The 14,989-nt window shown below is 76.5% G+C and carries 17 protein-coding genes; 11 read left to right on the forward strand and 6 right to left on the reverse strand.

Features of this window, described 5'->3' with window-relative positions:
- Window positions 1-26 precede the first annotated feature (26 nt).
- The 3 genes from ABD994_RS14260 to ABD994_RS14270 all read left to right on the forward strand — a co-directional run bounded on the left by ABD994_RS14260 (window position 27) and on the right by ABD994_RS14270 (window position 2,813).
- Window positions 27-524, forward strand: a complete 498-nt coding sequence (locus tag ABD994_RS14260; protein ID WP_345415595.1) for a putative immunity protein — start codon at window positions 27-29, stop codon at window positions 522-524.
- A 31-nt stretch (window positions 525-555) separates the two neighbouring features.
- Entirely contained in the window at window positions 556-1,527 is a 972-nt protein-coding gene (locus ABD994_RS14265) for a LysR family transcriptional regulator (protein ID WP_345415598.1), read from the forward strand.
- Between the two features lie 68 nt (window positions 1,528-1,595).
- Window positions 1,596-2,813: an MFS transporter gene (locus tag ABD994_RS14270; RefSeq protein ID WP_345415601.1), complete on the forward strand. Its 1,218-nt coding sequence runs from the start codon at window positions 1,596-1,598 to the stop codon at window positions 2,811-2,813.
- Window position 2,814: 1 nt separating this feature from the next.
- On the opposite strand, the gene ABD994_RS14275 is transcribed toward ABD994_RS14270, so the two are convergent.
- Both ABD994_RS14275 and ABD994_RS14280 read right to left on the reverse strand, forming a co-directional pair.
- On the reverse strand, window positions 2,815-3,477 hold the full coding sequence (locus ABD994_RS14275; protein WP_345415604.1) for a response regulator: 663 nt from the start codon (window positions 3,475-3,477) through the stop codon (window positions 2,815-2,817).
- Window positions 3,474-4,625 carry a sensor histidine kinase gene (locus ABD994_RS14280; RefSeq protein ID WP_345415607.1) on the reverse strand — a complete coding sequence of 384 codons (1,152 nt, stop codon included), beginning with the start codon at window positions 4,623-4,625 and terminating at the stop codon, window positions 3,474-3,476. The genes ABD994_RS14275 and ABD994_RS14280 overlap by 4 nt, the downstream gene beginning before the upstream one ends.
- Before the next feature lie 158 nt (window positions 4,626-4,783).
- Here ABD994_RS14280 and ABD994_RS14285 point away from each other — a divergent pair, with 158 nt between their 5' ends.
- The 3 genes from ABD994_RS14285 (at window position 4,784) to ABD994_RS14295 (ending at window position 7,968) form a co-directional block, all read left to right on the forward strand.
- Entirely contained in the window at window positions 4,784-5,299 is a 516-nt protein-coding gene (locus ABD994_RS14285; RefSeq protein ID WP_345415612.1) for a phospholipase A2 family protein, read from the forward strand.
- A gap of 63 nt (window positions 5,300-5,362) precedes the next feature.
- Window positions 5,363-6,019, forward strand: a complete 657-nt coding sequence (locus ABD994_RS14290; protein WP_345415615.1) for a response regulator — start codon at window positions 5,363-5,365, stop codon at window positions 6,017-6,019.
- Window positions 6,016-7,968: a sensor histidine kinase gene (locus tag ABD994_RS14295; protein WP_345415617.1), complete on the forward strand. Its 1,953-nt coding sequence runs from the start codon at window positions 6,016-6,018 to the stop codon at window positions 7,966-7,968. Before ABD994_RS14290 ends, ABD994_RS14295 begins: the two co-directional genes overlap by 4 nt.
- A 14-nt stretch (window positions 7,969-7,982) precedes the next feature.
- On the opposite strand, the gene ABD994_RS14300 is transcribed toward ABD994_RS14295, so the two are convergent.
- Entirely contained in the window at window positions 7,983-8,504 is a 522-nt protein-coding gene (locus ABD994_RS14300) for an amino-acid N-acetyltransferase (RefSeq protein WP_345415620.1), read from the reverse strand.
- Between the two features lie 56 nt (window positions 8,505-8,560).
- Between ABD994_RS14300 and rimO the strand changes: the two genes are divergently transcribed.
- From rimO to ABD994_RS14320, 4 genes are all read left to right on the forward strand, one after another.
- Entirely contained in the window at window positions 8,561-10,078 is a 1,518-nt protein-coding gene (gene rimO, locus ABD994_RS14305; protein ID WP_345415623.1) for a 30S ribosomal protein S12 methylthiotransferase RimO, read from the forward strand.
- On the forward strand, window positions 10,075-10,689 hold the full coding sequence (pgsA, locus tag ABD994_RS14310) for a CDP-diacylglycerol--glycerol-3-phosphate 3-phosphatidyltransferase (RefSeq protein ID WP_345415626.1): 615 nt from the start codon (window positions 10,075-10,077) through the stop codon (window positions 10,687-10,689). Before rimO ends, pgsA begins: the two co-directional genes overlap by 4 nt.
- Window positions 10,690-10,807: 118 nt before the next feature.
- Entirely contained in the window at window positions 10,808-11,392 is a 585-nt protein-coding gene (locus ABD994_RS31685; RefSeq protein WP_425550056.1) for a helix-turn-helix domain-containing protein, read from the forward strand.
- Between the two features lie 165 nt (window positions 11,393-11,557).
- A complete protein-coding gene (locus tag ABD994_RS14320; protein WP_345415629.1) occupies window positions 11,558-12,400 on the forward strand; it encodes a PspA/IM30 family protein in 843 nt (280 codons plus the stop codon).
- Between the two features lie 7 nt (window positions 12,401-12,407).
- Here ABD994_RS14320 and ABD994_RS14325 read toward each other — a convergent pair whose 3' ends face one another.
- The gene (locus ABD994_RS14325) at window positions 12,408-13,190 is read right to left on the reverse strand and encodes a helix-turn-helix transcriptional regulator (protein ID WP_345415634.1); all 783 of its coding nucleotides are present in this window, start codon (window positions 13,188-13,190) and stop codon (window positions 12,408-12,410) included.
- 83 nt (window positions 13,191-13,273) lie between these two features.
- Between ABD994_RS14325 and ABD994_RS14330 the strand changes: the two genes are divergently transcribed.
- The gene (locus ABD994_RS14330) at window positions 13,274-13,690 is read left to right on the forward strand and encodes a DUF2000 family protein (protein WP_425550057.1); all 417 of its coding nucleotides are present in this window, start codon (window positions 13,274-13,276) and stop codon (window positions 13,688-13,690) included.
- Here the strand turns inward: ABD994_RS14330 and ABD994_RS14335 are convergent.
- Both ABD994_RS14335 and ABD994_RS14340 read right to left on the reverse strand, forming a co-directional pair.
- Window positions 13,687-14,583: a DNA-formamidopyrimidine glycosylase family protein gene (locus ABD994_RS14335; protein ID WP_345415637.1), complete on the reverse strand. Its 897-nt coding sequence runs from the start codon at window positions 14,581-14,583 to the stop codon at window positions 13,687-13,689. The two genes, ABD994_RS14330 and ABD994_RS14335, sit on opposite strands and share 4 nt — an antisense overlap.
- Window positions 14,584-14,616: 33 nt before the next feature.
- Window positions 14,617-14,946: a hypothetical protein gene (locus ABD994_RS14340; protein ID WP_345415640.1), complete on the reverse strand. Its 330-nt coding sequence runs from the start codon at window positions 14,944-14,946 to the stop codon at window positions 14,617-14,619.
- Window positions 14,947-14,989: the final 43 nt, after the last annotated feature.

Here is a 14,989-nt window from a genome sequence, read left to right on the forward strand (position 1 = left end):
CACGGAGCGGGAGGACACTCGGCCGCGTGCCGGGGCCGACGATCGAGCTCTCGCTCGACGAGATCCGCGCGGTGACCGCGTACGCCGTCGCCTGCGCGCGACCGGCCCTGGCGCTGGCCGACGCGGACGAGCGCCCGCGCGCCGCGATCGCGGCGGCGCAGGCGTTCGCCGACGGCGAGCCGCGCACGAGGGCCCTCCGGAACGCGGCGTGGGCGGCGCACCGGGCGGCGCGCGAAGCGCGGGACGCGGGGGAGCCCGCGGCGAGCGAGGCCGCCCGGGCCACCGGGCCCGCGCCCGGGGCGGCGTTCCTGCACCCGCTGGCGCAGGCCACACAGGTCGACCATGTCCTCGGCGCGGCGGCCCACGCCGCCCTGGCCCTCGCGCCCGACGACCACCTCGCGCAGTGCGCGGCGCTCGCCACCCCCGACGTGGTCGACGTCCTGTGCCGGTACCCACCGGCACCCCCGGGACGCGGTCGGGCCGGGGAGCTGGTGCGGGCGCTGGACGCGGCGCTGCGCCGGTGATGCTGCGCCGAAGATGCGGTAGGGATACGGGATGGCGGAGGAGGCGGCACCGAAGCCGCTGCGGCTGGCGAACCTCGACCTCAACCTCCTGCTCTCGCTGCGCGCCCTGCTCGCCGAGCGCAACGTCACCCGGGCGGCGGCGGTCCTCGGGCTCTCCCAGCCCGCGGTCAGTGCGGCGCTCGCCCGGCTGCGCCGCCACTTCGGCGACGAGCTCCTGGTGCGCGTCGGCAACCGCTACGAGCCCACGCCGCTGGCGGCCGGCCTCGTGGACCGGGTGCAGGCCGCGGTGACGGGCGTCGAGCGGGTGTTCTCCGCCGCCCCCGACTTCGACCCCGCCGACAGCACGCGCGAGTTCACGCTCCTCGTCTCCGACTACGCGACGAGCGTGCTCGGTCCGCCCCTCGCGGCCGCCTTCGCCCGCTCCGCGCCGAACGCCCGCCTGCGGCTGTGTCCGCACCGCCCCGAGGACGTCACCGGGGCCGCCGAGCGCCTCCGCGGGGTCGACGGGCTGCTGCTGCCCCACGGGTTCGTCGACGACCTGCCGTTCATCGACCTCTACGAGGACCACTGGGTGGTGCTGGTCGCGACCGCCAACGAGCGGGTCGCCGACACGGTCTCGCTGGAGGACCTCGCGACGCTGCCGTGGGTGACCGTCTACCACCGCCCGACGGCGTTCACCCCCGCCGCGCAGCAGCTGCGGGCGCACGGCATCGAGCCCCGTGCGCAGGTGGTCGTGGAGTCGTTCCTGCCGATCCCGGACCTCGTCGCCGGCACCGACCGCGTCGCCCTCGTCCAGGGCCGGCTGGCCGCGCGGCTGCGCCCCGCCGACGGGGTGCGGGTGCTGCCCTGCCCGTTCACCGCGACGCCGCTGGTCGAGGCCATGTGGTGGCACCCCACGTACGACACCGATGCGGCCCATCGGTGGCTGCGCGGGCTGCTCACCGAGGTGGGCGAGGCCCTGCCGACCATCAGCGCGACCGATGGCGACCCCCAACGAGAGTGATTTCCGATCATGTGACCCACGCCTCGACACTCTCCGTCACCAGAGCGGGGAAACGGGACGGAGGCGTCGTGACGGTGATCGGCCAGGAGGAGGACCAGGGCAGGGCGGCCCGGTCGCGGGGAGCGACGGGGCAGGGCGCGATCCTGCTGGCAGGCAGCTGCCTGCCGATCCTGGGCTCGGTGCTGCTCGCCCCGGTGCTGCCGCGGATGATGGAGGCCTTCGCGGGCACCGCCGGCGTCGAGGTGCTGGTCCCGATCGTGCTCACGGCGCCCGCGCTGGTCATCGGCCTGCTCGCGCCGGTCGCGGGCCGGATCGTCGACGCGGCCGGGCGCAAGCGGGTGCTCGTCGCCGCCCTGGTGGTCTACGCGCTGTTCGGCACCGCGCCGCTCTACCTGGACTCGCTCGGCGCGGTCGTCGCCAGCCGGGTCGGGGTCGGGATCTGTGAGGCCGCGATCATGACCGCCTGCACGACCCTGCTCGCCGACCTCTTCGACGGCACGGCCCGCGACCGCTGGTTCGGCCGGCAGACGATCGCGACGACGCTCGCCGCCACCGTCTTCTTCGGCCTCGGCGGCGCCCTCGGCGCCGTGAGCTGGCGCGCGCCGTTCGTCCTCTACTTCTCCAGCCTGGTCATCGCGGTGCTCGTGGCCGTGTTCGTGCGCTCCACCGGGCGGACCCCGGCCGCGTCGCTGCCGCCCGTGCCGTGGCGCCTCATCGCCGTGCCCTGCCTGGTCACGCTGTTCGGCGGCATCGTCTTCTACACCCCGATCGCCGAGCTCTCGCTGGTGCTGGCCTCGGTGGGCGTGACGTCGACCGCCACGATCGGCCTGCTCAGCGCCGTCGCCTCCCTCGCGACGGCGGCCGGCGGCTACACCTTCGGCCGGGTCGCCCGGCGCGGGACCCGCGTGCTGCTCCCGGTGGCGCTCGGTCTCGCGGCGGTCGGGCTCGTGGTCGTCGGGGTCACCTCGTCGGTGCCGGTGATCGCCGTCGGCGCCGTGATCGCCAGCGCCGGCACCGGCCTGCTCCTGCCGACGCTGCTGACCTGGGCGCTGTCCGGGCTGGGCTTCGCCGAGCGCGGCCGGGGCACCGGCTTCTGGACCGCCGCGATGTTCATCGGCCAGTTCTTCTGCCCGCTGGTGCTGCTCGCGGTCGCCGGCCCGCTGGGCGGGCTGTCGGGGGCGATCCTCGCGCTCGGCGTGCTCACGGCCGTGGTGGCGGCCGCGGCGCCGATGATCGTGCGGTCGGGCGGCACGCAGCGCAGCGGAGCTGCCCCGGTCGAGGTGTAGCTCAGCGGTCGAGCCGGGCGGTGACGACGCCCGTCTCGTAGGCCAGCACGACGGCCTGGACGCGGTCGCGCAGGTCGAGCTTGGTGAGGATGCGCCCGACGTGGGTCTTCACTGTCTGCTCGGCCAGCACGAGGTGCCCGGCGATCTCGCCGTTGGACAGCCCGCGGGCGACGAGGACGAGGACCTCGCGCTCGCGGGCCGTCAGCGCGTCCAGGCGGGCCGACGGCGCGCGGGCTGGCACGGCCCGGGTCGCGAACTCGGCCACGAGCCGGCGGGTCACCGACGGCGCGAGGAGGGCGTCGCCGTCGGCCACGACGCGCACCGCGCGCACCAGCTCGTCGGCCGGGGCGTCCTTGAGCAGGAAGCCGCTCGCCCCGGCGCGCAGCGCCTCGTAGACGTACTCGTCGACGTCGAAGGTGGTCAGCACCAGCACGCGGACGCCCTCGTGCCGCGCGAGGATGCGCCGGGTCGCGGCGAGCCCGTCGAGGCGCGGCATCCGCACGTCCATGAGGACGACGTCGGGGACGTCGCGCTCGACCGCGGCGACCGCCTCCTCGCCGTCGGCGGCCTGCCCCACCACCTCGAGCCCGGGCTGGGCGGCCAGCAGCGCGCCGAAGCCCTCGCGGACCATCGCCTGGTCGTCGACGACGAGGACACGCGTCACGCGCCGCTCCCGACCACGGGGTCGAGCCTCGCATGCCCGGCCGGCAACCGGGCGTCCACCGCGAACCCGCCGTCGCCGGTCGGCCCCATGGTGAGCGAGCCCGCGACGGCGGCGGCCCGCTCGCGCATGCCCGGTAGCCCGAGCCCGGAACCCGCGCCCGCGGCCGAGCGCCCGGGTCCGTTGACCACGCGCAGCCGCACCGCGTCCGGCGTGTGGTCGATGGTCACCGCGACCGGCACGTCGGCCGCGTGCCGCGAGGCGTTGGCCAGCGCCTCGGCGAGGATCCGGTAGAGCGAGACCGAGGCCGCCGGTCCGAGGCCCGCGGGGTCGCCGGAGGTGGTGACGGTCAGGTCGACGCCGGCCGCGGACGTCGCGGCGAGCAGCTCGTCGACGTCGTCGGCACCCGGCTGGGGCGCCAGCTCGGCGTCCTCGTCGTCGGCGCGCAGGACCGTCAGCACGCCGCGCAGCTCGGTGAGCGCCGCGCGGGCCGCGTCCCCGATCGCGGAGAACTCCCCGGCGGCGGCCTCGTCGACCGCGGGCAGCCGGTAGCGGGCGGTCTCCGCGCGGACCACGACCATCGACATCGAGTGGGCCACGACGTCGTGCAGGTCACGGGCGACCCGCGTGCGCTCCTGCAGCACCGCGCGCCGCGACTCCTCGTCGGCACGCAGCTCCTCGGCCTCGGCGATCTGGCGCCGCTGGGTCAGCACGCGGCGCCCGAGCAGCCCCACGGCGAGGACGACGACCGTGAAGAAGAGCCCGAGCCCGGCCCCCTCGGCCGTCCGGGTCGCCAGCACGAACACCACGACCAGCCCGACCGTGCCGACCCCGCCCGTCCACGGCTCGCACCGCGCGACGACGAGCGCTGTCAGGCCGCAGAGCACCACGAGGTGCGCGGCCTGGACGCTCAGCGTGTCGCCGGCCGCGGGCCCGACGAACACGGCGATCAGCACCCCGCCGAGCGCCGAGGCCACCCACGCCCGCCACGGGTGCTCCGGCGCGACGAGCACGGGCAGCGCGACGACGAGCGCGACCGGCAGCGCCGTCGCCGGCGTGACCGCGAGCTCGACGAGTGCCGTCGGCCACGCGACGGCGAGCAGGACCCCGGCGAGCACGATCCGGCCCGCCCACGACCAGCCGCGTCCCATACCGGGGGAGGCTAGGAGGACCGCGGCGGCCTGTCGTCACCCCGCGGTCCTCACTCCCGGGTACGACACGCGCCCCGGCGCCGGTCCGGGGGTGGACCGCGACGTCGGCTCCGTGGGGCGATGCCCGCGCGGGCCGGCGACGGCGAGCGTTCCCCGCCGTGAAGATCGCCCTCGCCGCGGTGCTGCCGGCGCTCGCCCTGCTGCTGCTCCTCACCGGGACCGGCCGCGCCACGGTGCCCCAGGAAGGGCCGGAGGACCCGGCGTCGGCGCGGGCCGTCGCCGCACTGACCGGCCCGGACCGCACCGCCGCCGTGCTGCCGCCGGCGTTCCTGGCCGGGCACCGCGTGGCGCTGGTCGGCGGGAGGCTCGTCGACCCGGGCGGCGCCTGCTCGTCACCGGTGGCGCTGCCGCGGGCGTTCGGCGATGCCTGCCGCGCCCACGACCTCGGCTACGACCTCCTGCGGTTCGCCGCCGCGCAGGGGGCGCCCCTGGGCGGGTGGGCGCGGGCGGCGATCGACCGGCGGTTCGGGGACGACCTCCGCGCGGCCTGCGGCGGCGCACCCTGCCGGCTGCTGGCCGGCGTCGTCGGCGTCGTCGTCGACCTCAACTCGTGGCGGCAGGGCTGGAGCGTCCCGGTCGTCGAGCACGGCCCGTTCGTGCGGGACGCGGCGTGATCGCCGTCGCGGGACGAGACGGACACGGGCCGCCGACCCGGCGCCCCTGGCACGATGCGCAGCGTGGGGATCCGGGTGCTGCTCGTGGACGACCAGCCGATCGTCCGCACCGGGTTCCGTGCCGTGCTCACCGCGGCCGGTGACGTCGACGTGGTCGGCGAGGCGGGGGACGGCCCGGCGGCCGAGCGCGCGGTCGCCTCGCTGCGCCCCGAGGTCGTGCTCATGGACGTGCGCATGCCCGGCGGCGACGGCCTGACGGCCACCGAGCGGATCACCGCGGCGCACCCGGACGTGCGGGTCCTCGTCGTCACCACCTTCGACGTCGACGACTACGTGCGCCGGGCCCTGCGCGGCGGCGCGAGCGGGTTCGTGCTCAAGGACTCCGACCCGGAGGACCTCGTGCGCGCGGTCCGCACCGTGCACGCCGGCGAGTCGCTGCTCGCGCCGTCGGTGACCACGCGGCTCGTGCGCGACTGGGTGGCCCACGAGCCGGCCCCAGCGACGCCGGACCCGGCCGCCGACGGGCTCACGGCCCGCGAGCGCGACGTGCTCGTGCTGGTCGCCCGCGGGCTGTCGAACGCCGAGATCGCGGCCGAGATGGTGGTCGCCGAGTCGACGGTGAAGACCCACGTCGCGCACCTGCTGCGCAAGCTCGAACGGCGCGATCGGGTGCAGCTCGTCGTGCACGCCTTCGAGGCGGGGCTGGTCCGCCCGTCGTGACCGCTCGCCCGGGCCGCCTGCTCCCCGAGCTGCGCACCTCCGACGGCGTCGTCGTCGCGGTGCTGCTGATGCTGCTCGGCGTCAACGCCGTCGCCGTGGGGGAGGCCGTGGGCGGCGGGGCCGGCGTCGGGGTGTTCCTCGGCGGCGCGGTGCAGACGCTGCCCGTCCTGTGGCGCCGGGAGCGGCCGGTCGGCGCGCTGCTCGTCCTCGCCGTGAGCGTCCCGGTGGTCTGGTGGCTGGTGGCTTCGGCGCCGGTCTGGCCCTGGGCCGTTCTCGTCTTCGGGGTCGTGCGCCGCGTGCGGCCCGTGCCGGCCGCCGTCGTCGTCACGGTGACGACGCTCGTGGCGCCGCTGCTCTGCGGGGTCGTCGACCGGCCCGGCGACCCGGCCCGGGCACTCGGCACCGCGGCGGGCCTGCTGGTCAGCGTCGTGCCGGTGCTGGGCATCGCCGCGGTCGTCGCGGTGGTCGCCCGGGCCCGCGCGGCGCAGGTCGCGGTGCGGCGGCGCGCCGAGGAGCGCGACCGCCTCGCCGAGGCGCTGACCGCCCAGCGCGACCGGCTCGCCGCCGACCTGCGGGACCTCGTCGCCGTGCGCGTCGAGCGCGTCGTGGCGCGGATCCGGGAGCTGGCCGACCCCGAGCCCGCCCGCCTCGCCGCGGTCACCGAGGATGCGCGCGCCGCGCTGGCCGGGATGCGCCGCGCCCTCACGCTGCTCCGCGGCACCGCGGACCCCGAGCCGGTCGGGGCCGGGCCCGCCCCCGGAACCGGCCCCCGGCGGTGGTGGCCGTCCCGCGGCGGCGTGGCGCTCGCCGGGGCCGTCGCGGGCCTCGTCGTCCTCGCGGCCGTCACGGCCGGCCTCGCCCTCCCGCACGTGCGCCCCGGCCGGATCGCCGACCTGCTCGCCCTGCTCGACGTCGACCTCGCCCGTCCCCTGGGGCTCCTCCCGATCGCGGTGCAGGTGCTGGCCCTGGCCTGGTGGCGCCGGGCGCCGCTGCCGGCGCTCGTCGTCGCGACGCTCGGGTCCGCGGCGGCGTCGCTGCTCGGCACCACCCACCTCGTCACCGAGACGTCGTGGGGCGTGCTGGTCTACGGCGCCGGGCTCGCCGCCCCGACCGTCGCGTCCGCGCTCACGGTGGCCGGGTGCACCGCGGCCGTGCTGGTGACGACGCTGGCGACGGACGTGCCGGCGGCGCTGGCGCAGAGCCCCGTGAGCTGGGTGCTGTCCTACCTGCTCGTCCCCGCGGTGTGGGGGCTCGGCGTGCTCCAGCGCCGCGCCGCCGCGCAGGCCGCGCGGCGCGAGGCCGACCGGGCGGCGGAACGGGCCACGCGCGAGGTCCGGGCCCAGCGGCTCGGCCTGGCCCGCGAGCTGCACGACGTCCTCGCCCACGAGCTCTCCGCGCTCGTCGTGACCCTGAACGCCGCGCGCGTCGCCCCCGACCCCTCGGCGCTCGGCACCATCCGCGAGGCCGGGGAGCGCATCGCCGCGGCGCTGCCGACGCTGCTCGAGGGCGACACGCCGCCCGCCGGGGCGCTGGACGCGGCCGCGCTCGAGACGCTCGTGGCGCCGGTGCGCGACGCCGGGCTCCCGGTGGAGGTCGAGGTCGTCGGCCCGGACCGGCCGGACCGCCCGGAGGCGGACGTCCTCGCCGCGCGCATCGTCACCGAGGCGCTGACCAACGCCCTGCGCCACGCCGGGCCGTCGCCGACCCGGGTGGTCGTGCGCCACGACGACGACGCGGTGGCGCTCGAGGTCACCGACGAGGGCGTGCGCCCGGGCCACCGCCCCCCGGCGGAGGGCTCGGGGCTGGGCCTCGTCGGCATGCGGGAGCGCGCCGCGCTCGTCGGGGGGACGGTGGAGGCGGGGCCCATAGGGGCGGGCTGGCGCGTGGCCGCACACCTGCCCCGCCGCGGCGCCGGTCTCCTCCCCGAGCCGGAGCGGACGGTCGTCTGACCGACAGCTCCGACCTACAGCTCGAGGAGCATCCGGCTGTTGCCGAGGGTGTTCGGCTTGACGTAGGCGAGGTCGAGGAACTCCGCGACGCCCTCGTCGGCCGACTGCATCATCTCGGCGTAGACCTCCGGCGTCACGGGCGAGCCCTCGATCTCGCGGAAGCCGTGGTGGCCGAAGAAGGCCACCTCGAAGGTGAGCACGAACACGCTGCGCAGGCCCAGCGCCCGCGCCTGGGCGACGAGCTCGTGCACGAGCCCGTGCCCGATGCCCGCGCCCTGCATCCGCGGGTCGACCGCGATGGTGCGGATCTCGGCGAGGTCCTCCCACAGCACGTGCAGCGCCCCGCACCCGACGACGTCGCGCCCCCGCACGGCCACCCGGAACTCCTGCACCGTCTCGTACAGGGTGACCAGGGGCTTGCGCAGCAGGATGTTGTCGTCGGCGAACGAGTCGACGAGCGTCTTGATGCCGCGGACGTCGGCGGTGCGCGCCCGCCGCAGCAGCACCGGCGCGGCGGTCTCGGGCGCCGGGCTCACGCGGGGATCACCACCAGCGGAGGGTAGGCCAGGGGCCGGGCCGATAGGCTGGGGAGGTGGTCGAGCGCTCCCCCCGCAATGTCGAGCGCCCCCGGGCGGCGCTGGTGACCCTCGGGTGCGCCCGCAACGACGTCGACTCCGAGGAGCTCGCCGGCCGGCTCGCCGCCGACGGCTGGGACGTGACCAGTGGCGACGCCGGGGACGCGGACGTCGTGGTGGTCAACACCTGCACGTTCGTCGAGCAGGCCAAGAAGGACTCCATCGACGCGGTGCTCGCCGCGGGCGGGGGCGACGCGAAGGTCGTCGCCGTCGGCTGCATGGCCGAGCGCTACGGCGCCGAGCTCGCCGAGGCGCTGCCCGAGGCGTCCGCGGTGCTGGGTTTCGACCACTACGGCGACCTGCCCTCGCGGCTCGACGACGTGCTCGCCGGCCGGCCGCTCGCGTCGCACACGCCCACCGACCGCCGCACGCTGCTGCCGATCAGCCCGGTGAAGCGCCCTGAGGCGGTCGAGCGCGGCTCGATCCCCGGGCACGAGTGGCTCCCGGAGGTGCCGCGGCAGCGTCTCGACGACGCGCCGGTGGCGCCGCTCAAGCTGGCCTCGGGGTGCGACCGCCGCTGCAGCTTCTGCGCCATCCCGTCCTTCCGCGGCGCCTTCGTCTCGCGTGACCCGCGCGACGTCGTCGCCGAGGCCGCCTGGCTGGCCGACCACGGCGTCGCCGAGGTGATGCTGGTCAGCGAGAACTCCACGTCCTACGGCAAGGACATCGACGCCCGCGGGGCCGCGGGCGGCGCGCTCGAGCGGCTGCTCGGCGACCTCGCCGCGGTGCCGGGCCTGCGCCGGGTGCGGGTGTCCTACCTGCAGCCCGCGGAGGTGCGGCCCCCGCTGCTGCGCGCGATCGCGACGACGCCGCGGGTCGCCCCGTACTTCGACCTCTCCTTCCAGCACGCGAGCGCCCCGGTGCTGCGCCGGATGCGCCGGTTCGGGTCGCGGGAGACGTTCCTCGCCCTCTGCCGCGAGATCCGCGCGCTCGACCCGGAGGCCGGCATCCGGTCCAACGTGATCGTCGGCTTCCCGGGCGAGACCGAGGAGGACCTCGCCGAGCTCGAGGCGTTCCTCGCCGAGGCCGAGCTCGACGCGGTCGGCGTGTTCGGCTACTCCGACGAGGACGGCACCGAGGCGCTCGGCCTCCCCGACAAGGTCGACCCGACCGAGATCGCCGCCCGCGTGGAGCGCATCACCCGTCTCGCCGAGCACGTCGCCGAGGACCGTGCCGCCCGCCGCGTCGGCACCGCCGTCGAGGTGCTCGTCGAACGGTGGGAGGCCGACGACACCGACGACCCGGGCTGGGTCGGCCGCGCCGCCCACCAGGGGCCCGACGTCGACGGCGAGTGCCGCCTCGTCGGCGACCCCGACCTGCTCGACGCGCTCGCGCCGGGCGTGGTCGTCACCGGGCGGGTGGTCGACGCCGAGGGCCTGGACCTCGTCGTCGAGGCGCTCGGCATCGCCGGCCCCGACACCGACGACACCGCTCCCACCGCCGCCGGCGTCCCGGCCGGCGCGGGAGCGCGGTGACGAGCCCGGGGTCGGGCGCCTCCGGCCCCGCCTCCGCCGGCGTGGTCGCCCCGCCGGTCCCGCTGGTCAACGTGGCCAACGCGCTCACCCTCGTCCGGATCGTGCTCGTGCCGGTGTTCCTCGTCGTGCTGTTCGTCGACGACGGGACGAGCGCCACGTGGCGCTGGGCGGCGTTCGCCGTGTTCGCCGTCGCGTCGCTGACCGACACCTTCGACGGCGACCTCGCCCGGCGCTGGGGCCTCGTCACCGACTTCGGCAAGATCGCCGACCCGATCGCCGACAAGGCGCTCACCGGCGCGGCGCTCGTGGGGCTCTCGCTGCTCGGCGAGCTGGCCTGGTGGGTGACGATCACCATCGCGGTCCGCGAGATCGGGGTGACGCTGCTGCGCTTCTGGGTGCTGCGTCACGGTGTGATCCCCGCCAGCCGCGGCGGCAAGATCAAGACGATGCTGCAGACCGTCGCGCTCGGCCTGGCGATCATGCCGCTACCCGCGGCGTTCGCGCCGGTCGTGGCCGTGCTGGTGTTCGCCGCGGTGGTGGTCACGGTCGTCACGGGGCTCGACTACCTGGTCCGGGCCCTGCGCCTGCGCGCCCGCGCCCGGGCCTCCTGACCGGCCCTGCTGTTCGCTCTCGACGAACAGGCCCGGACCTGCGTCGCCGTCGCCGGTCGGTCGATCTCGGTACGGTGGACGGACACGGTCGACCACGGCCGGTGGTGGGAGGTGTGGCATGTCGCTGCTGCTGCGCGAGGCCATCGGCGGGACCATCCGCCGCGCCCGCACCGAGCGGGGCCGCACGCTGCGCGACGTCTCGCGGGAGGCGCGCGTGAGCCTGGGCTACCTGTCGGAGATCGAGCGGGGGCGCAAGGAGCCGTCGAGCGAGCTGCTCGCGGCCGTCTGCGCCGCGCTCGGCCTGCCGCTGCCCGAGCTGCTCGACGAGGTCGCCGACGTCCTGCGCCCGGTGCGCCGCCCCGTGCCCGCGGGGGTCGGGGCCGGCCCGGCGATGGAGCGGGGAATCGACGGCGAGATCGACCCGGCGCTCCGCACGGCCGTCGAGGAGGCCTTCGAGCCCGCGTCCCCCGGTGCCGAGGGCTCGGAGGCCGCGTCGGCGTCCGCGTCGGCGTCCTCGTCCGCGCCGCCGACCCCGCCCGAGCCCACCGACCCGGCCCCGCCGCGCACCGTCGCGCTGCCCGAGCCCGAGGGCGAGCCGGAGGTGACGCCCGTCGAGGGCGGCACCACGGTGCGGCTCGTCGGCCTGGCCGGCGGGGGAGCGGTCGCGTCGGCCTCCGGTCGCGCGCTGCGCGTCGCCGCGTGAGCCCCGCGTGAGTGCAGTGTGAAGCCCTGCTGATCTCGGTGGGCCGGACGGTCGTCGTGATCGGTGGGTCGGTGGAAGCCTCCGCGAGGAGGTGAGAACATGGCGACAGACCAGGCGCGGATGTCGCCCGCCTGAGGATCGACGTCACGAGTTGGGCGGGAGCAGATGGCCAACCCCTTCGTCAAGGCCTGGCGGTACTTCTTGGCCGCGTTCTCCTCGAGGATCGATGAGCACGCCGACCCGAAGGTCCAGATCCAGCAGGCCATCGAGGACGCGCAGCGCCAGCACCAGGCGCTGTCGCAGCAGGCCGCGTCGGTGATCGGCAACCAGCGCCAGCTGGAGATGAAGCTGAACCGTCAGCTCGCCGACATCGAGAAGCTGCAGGCCTCCGCGCGCCAGGCGCTGGTCATGGCCGACGAGGCCCGGGCGCGCGGCGACGAGGAGGGCGCGCAGCGCTACGAGCAGAGCGCCGAGCAGTTCGCGTCGCAGCTCGTCACGGCCGAGCAGAACGTCGAGGACCTCAAGACGCTGCACGACCAGTCGATCGGCGCGGCCCAGCAGGCCAAGCAGGCGGTCGAACGCAACGCGCAGGTGCTCCAGACCAAGATCGCCGAGCGCACCAAGCTCCTCAGCCAGCTCGAGCAGGCCAAGATGCAGGAGCAGGTCTCCGCGTCGCTGCGCTCGATGAGCGAGGTCGCGGCGCCGGGCAACACCCCGTCGCTCGACGAGGTGCGCGACAAGATCGAGCGCCGCTACTCGACGGCGCTGGGGCAGGCCGAGCTCGCGCAGAACAGCGTGCAGGGCCGCATGCTCGAGGTCGAGCAGGCCACGCGCGACTACGCGGGCAAGAGCCGCCTCGACCAGATCCGCGCCTCGATGGGCCAGGGTCAGGGCCAGGTCGGCCAGGGCCAGTCCGCCCAGATCCCGGCGGGGCAGACGTCCCAGCAGCCGGCACAGCCCGCGCCCCAGCAGCAGCCCACGCAGCAGCAGGCGCCGCGCCAGTACTGAGCCGCGCTCACCCCCGGGCGAACCGCCCGGGGGTGGTGCCGGTGACGCGGCGGAAGTGCCGCGTCAGGTGCGCCTGGTCGTGGAAGCCCGCGGCCGTCGCCACCGCGGCCGGGGCCATGCCGCCGAGCACGAGGCGGCGGGCCAGGTCGATGCGCCGCCCCGTCAGGTAGCGGTGGGGCGGGAGCCCGAACTCCGTGGTGAACGCGCGCACGAGGTGCGTCGGGTGCGCGTGCAGCCGGCCCGCGGCCTCGTCCAGCGTCAGGGCGGCGGGCAGGCGCGCGTCGAGGAGGTCGCGCAGCCGGTGCGCGAGACCGGGGTCGTGCCGGGCCGCGCCGTGCTCCTGCCCGAGGTGGGCGGCGAGGCGCTCGGTGATGAACGCGAGGCGGGACTGCGCGGCCAGCTCCTCCCCGGGGTGGTCGAGCGCGCGGTGGAGCTGGTCGACCCGGTGGCGCAGCAGGGGGTCGTCGAACGCCGGGTGGTCGACGGCGCGGCCGACGAGCGACGGGCCCGCGAGGGCGGCGTCGTCGAGGTAGACCACGCGCTTGCGGAAGCCGCCGGGCCGCGCCGAGCGCCCGTCGTGCGCCACGTGGGGCGGCAGCAGCGTCACCGACGACGGCAGGGCCCCGTGCTCCTGGCGGTCGAGGTCGTAGCGCACCGCGCCGTCGTCGACGAGCAGGAGCGTCCACGCGTCGTGGGTGTGCGACGGGTAGGCGTGCTCGACGAAGCGGGCGTGGAAGACCTCGGTGATGCCGGGGACCGCCGGCCGCCACGCGCGCACCTCCTCGGACACGGAGCGGAGCGGAGCTGGACCATCGACTCCCACGTCAAGAACGTACAAGACCCGCCGGCGGGCGGGCGGTGATCGTGGTCGGCGTGAGCAGCAGCTTCGAGACCAAGATCGCCGTCGTCCTGCGCGACGACCTCGCCGGCTGGCAGTCCCTCAACGTCACGGCCTTCCTCGTCAGCGGCATCACCGCCGCGACGCCCGAGCTCGTCGGCGAGCCCTACGCCGACGCCGACGGCACCACCTACCTCCCGATGCTGGGGCAGCCGGTGATGGTGTTCGCGGCCGACGCCGGGGTCCTGCGCGCCGCGCACGGCCGGGCCCTGGGGCGGGGGCTGCGCATCGCGGTGTTCACCGCCGACCTGTTCGCGACCGGCAACGACGCCGACAACCGGGCCGCCGTCGCGAAGGTGGCGCGCGACGACCTCGACCTGGTCGGCATCGCCGTCCACGGCCCGCGCAACGCCGTCGACAAGATCGTCAAGGGCGCCTGGATGCACGCCTAGTAGCGGGCACGGGGGACCGATTGCTGCTGCGGGCGGCGCCCCCGGCGCCGGGGCGGGAGCGGCGGGTGCGGGCCGGGCTGGCAGGTGGGGCAGAAGTAGGCGATGCGGTCCTCGCGCTCCGGGGATCCCCTATCGGCGTGCTGTGTTTCTGCCTGGCCGGCGCTCTGCACGACGTCGCGGCAGCGCCGGCAGCCGCGGCCGCCGCGCTCGAACACCCAGTGCTGGGCGCCGTCACCGAGGTCGCCGGTGGTCGACTGCTCGGGGCGCCAGGCGTTGCGGGACAGCAGCTTGTGGGCCCAGGCGACGACGTCGTGGACCTGCTGGTCGGACAGGTCCCGGACCGGCGTCCACGGCGAGACGCCGACGAGGAAGCAGATCTCCGCCTTGTAGAGGTTGCCCACCCCGCAGGCGACGCGCTGGTCGAGCAGGGCCGCGCCGAGCTCGCGGGCGGGGTCGGCGCGCAGGCGGCGCTCGACCTCGGCGGCGTCGTCCGGGCCCCAGCCCTCGCCGAGCAGGTCGGGCCCGAGGTGGCCGACCCAGGTGTCCTCCCGCTCGGTGGGCAGCAGGTCGAGGTCGTGCAGCCGGAACCCGACGGCCACGCGCTCGGGCACCGCGAGGATCGCCCGGACCTGGTGGTCCGGTCCCTTCCACGGCCGGCCGGGCCGGTAGAGGTGCCACGACCCGTCCATGCGGAAGTGGCTGTGCAGGCTGGTGGCGTCGTCGAAGCGCGTGAAGAGGTGCTTGCCGACGCTGACGACCTCGAGCACCGTGCGCCCGGCGAGGTCGTGCTGGACGAGGCGCGGGTGGCGCAGCTCGCCGCGGGTCAGCTCCTGCCCGGCCAGCGCGTCGTGCAGGCGCCGGCCGGCCAGGAAGACGGTGTCACCCTCGGGCACCCCGCCATCGTCCCACCACGACGTCTCCCCGGCTCAGTCGTCGGGCGTGCCCGCGCGTCCGCCGCCCGTCGTGGCGGTCTCGCCGATGCCGTCGCGGGGGTCGCCGATGTCGGCGCCGCTGGGCCGCAGCGCGCCGGAGAGGCGTTCGCGCAGGGTGGCGAGGTCGTGGGTGTGCGGGTCGCGCGGGTCGGTGGTGGCGCGGTCGACGCTCTGCAGCACGTCGACGAGCTGCTCGACCAGCGCCCGTGCCTCGGTGCCGAGGAGGCCGAGGTCCTCGCGGTCGAGGGGCCGGGTCACGGTGCCGGCGCGCAGCGCCGAGAGGGCCTGGCGGACCGCCACCACCGGGGTGTCGTCGGTGGACATCGTCGCCTCCGGGGCTCTCGTCGTCGGGGCCGACGGGAGAGTG

This window comes from Actinomycetospora chlora (assembly GCF_039542135.1).
GTDB lineage: Bacteria > Actinomycetota > Actinomycetes > Mycobacteriales > Pseudonocardiaceae > Actinomycetospora > Actinomycetospora chlora.

What these genes read in the sequence shown, in the direction of transcription:
- ABD994_RS14265 (WP_345415598.1), top strand. Translation starts at nt 556, where the DNA reads ATGGCGGAGGAGGCGGCACCGAAGCCGCTGCGGCTGGCGAACCTCGAC.
- ABD994_RS14320 (WP_345415629.1), top strand. Translation starts at nt 11,558, where the DNA reads ATGGCCAACCCCTTCGTCAAGGCCTGGCGGTACTTCTTGGCCGCGTTC.
- ABD994_RS14340 (WP_345415640.1), bottom strand. Translation starts at nt 14,946, where the DNA reads ATGTCCACCGACGACACCCCGGTGGTGGCGGTCCGCCAGGCCCTCTCG.
- ABD994_RS31685 (WP_425550056.1), top strand. Translation starts at nt 10,808, where the DNA reads ATGTCGCTGCTGCTGCGCGAGGCCATCGGCGGGACCATCCGCCGCGCC.
- ABD994_RS14280 (WP_345415607.1), bottom strand. Translation starts at nt 4,625, where the DNA reads ATGGGACGCGGCTGGTCGTGGGCGGGCCGGATCGTGCTCGCCGGGGTC.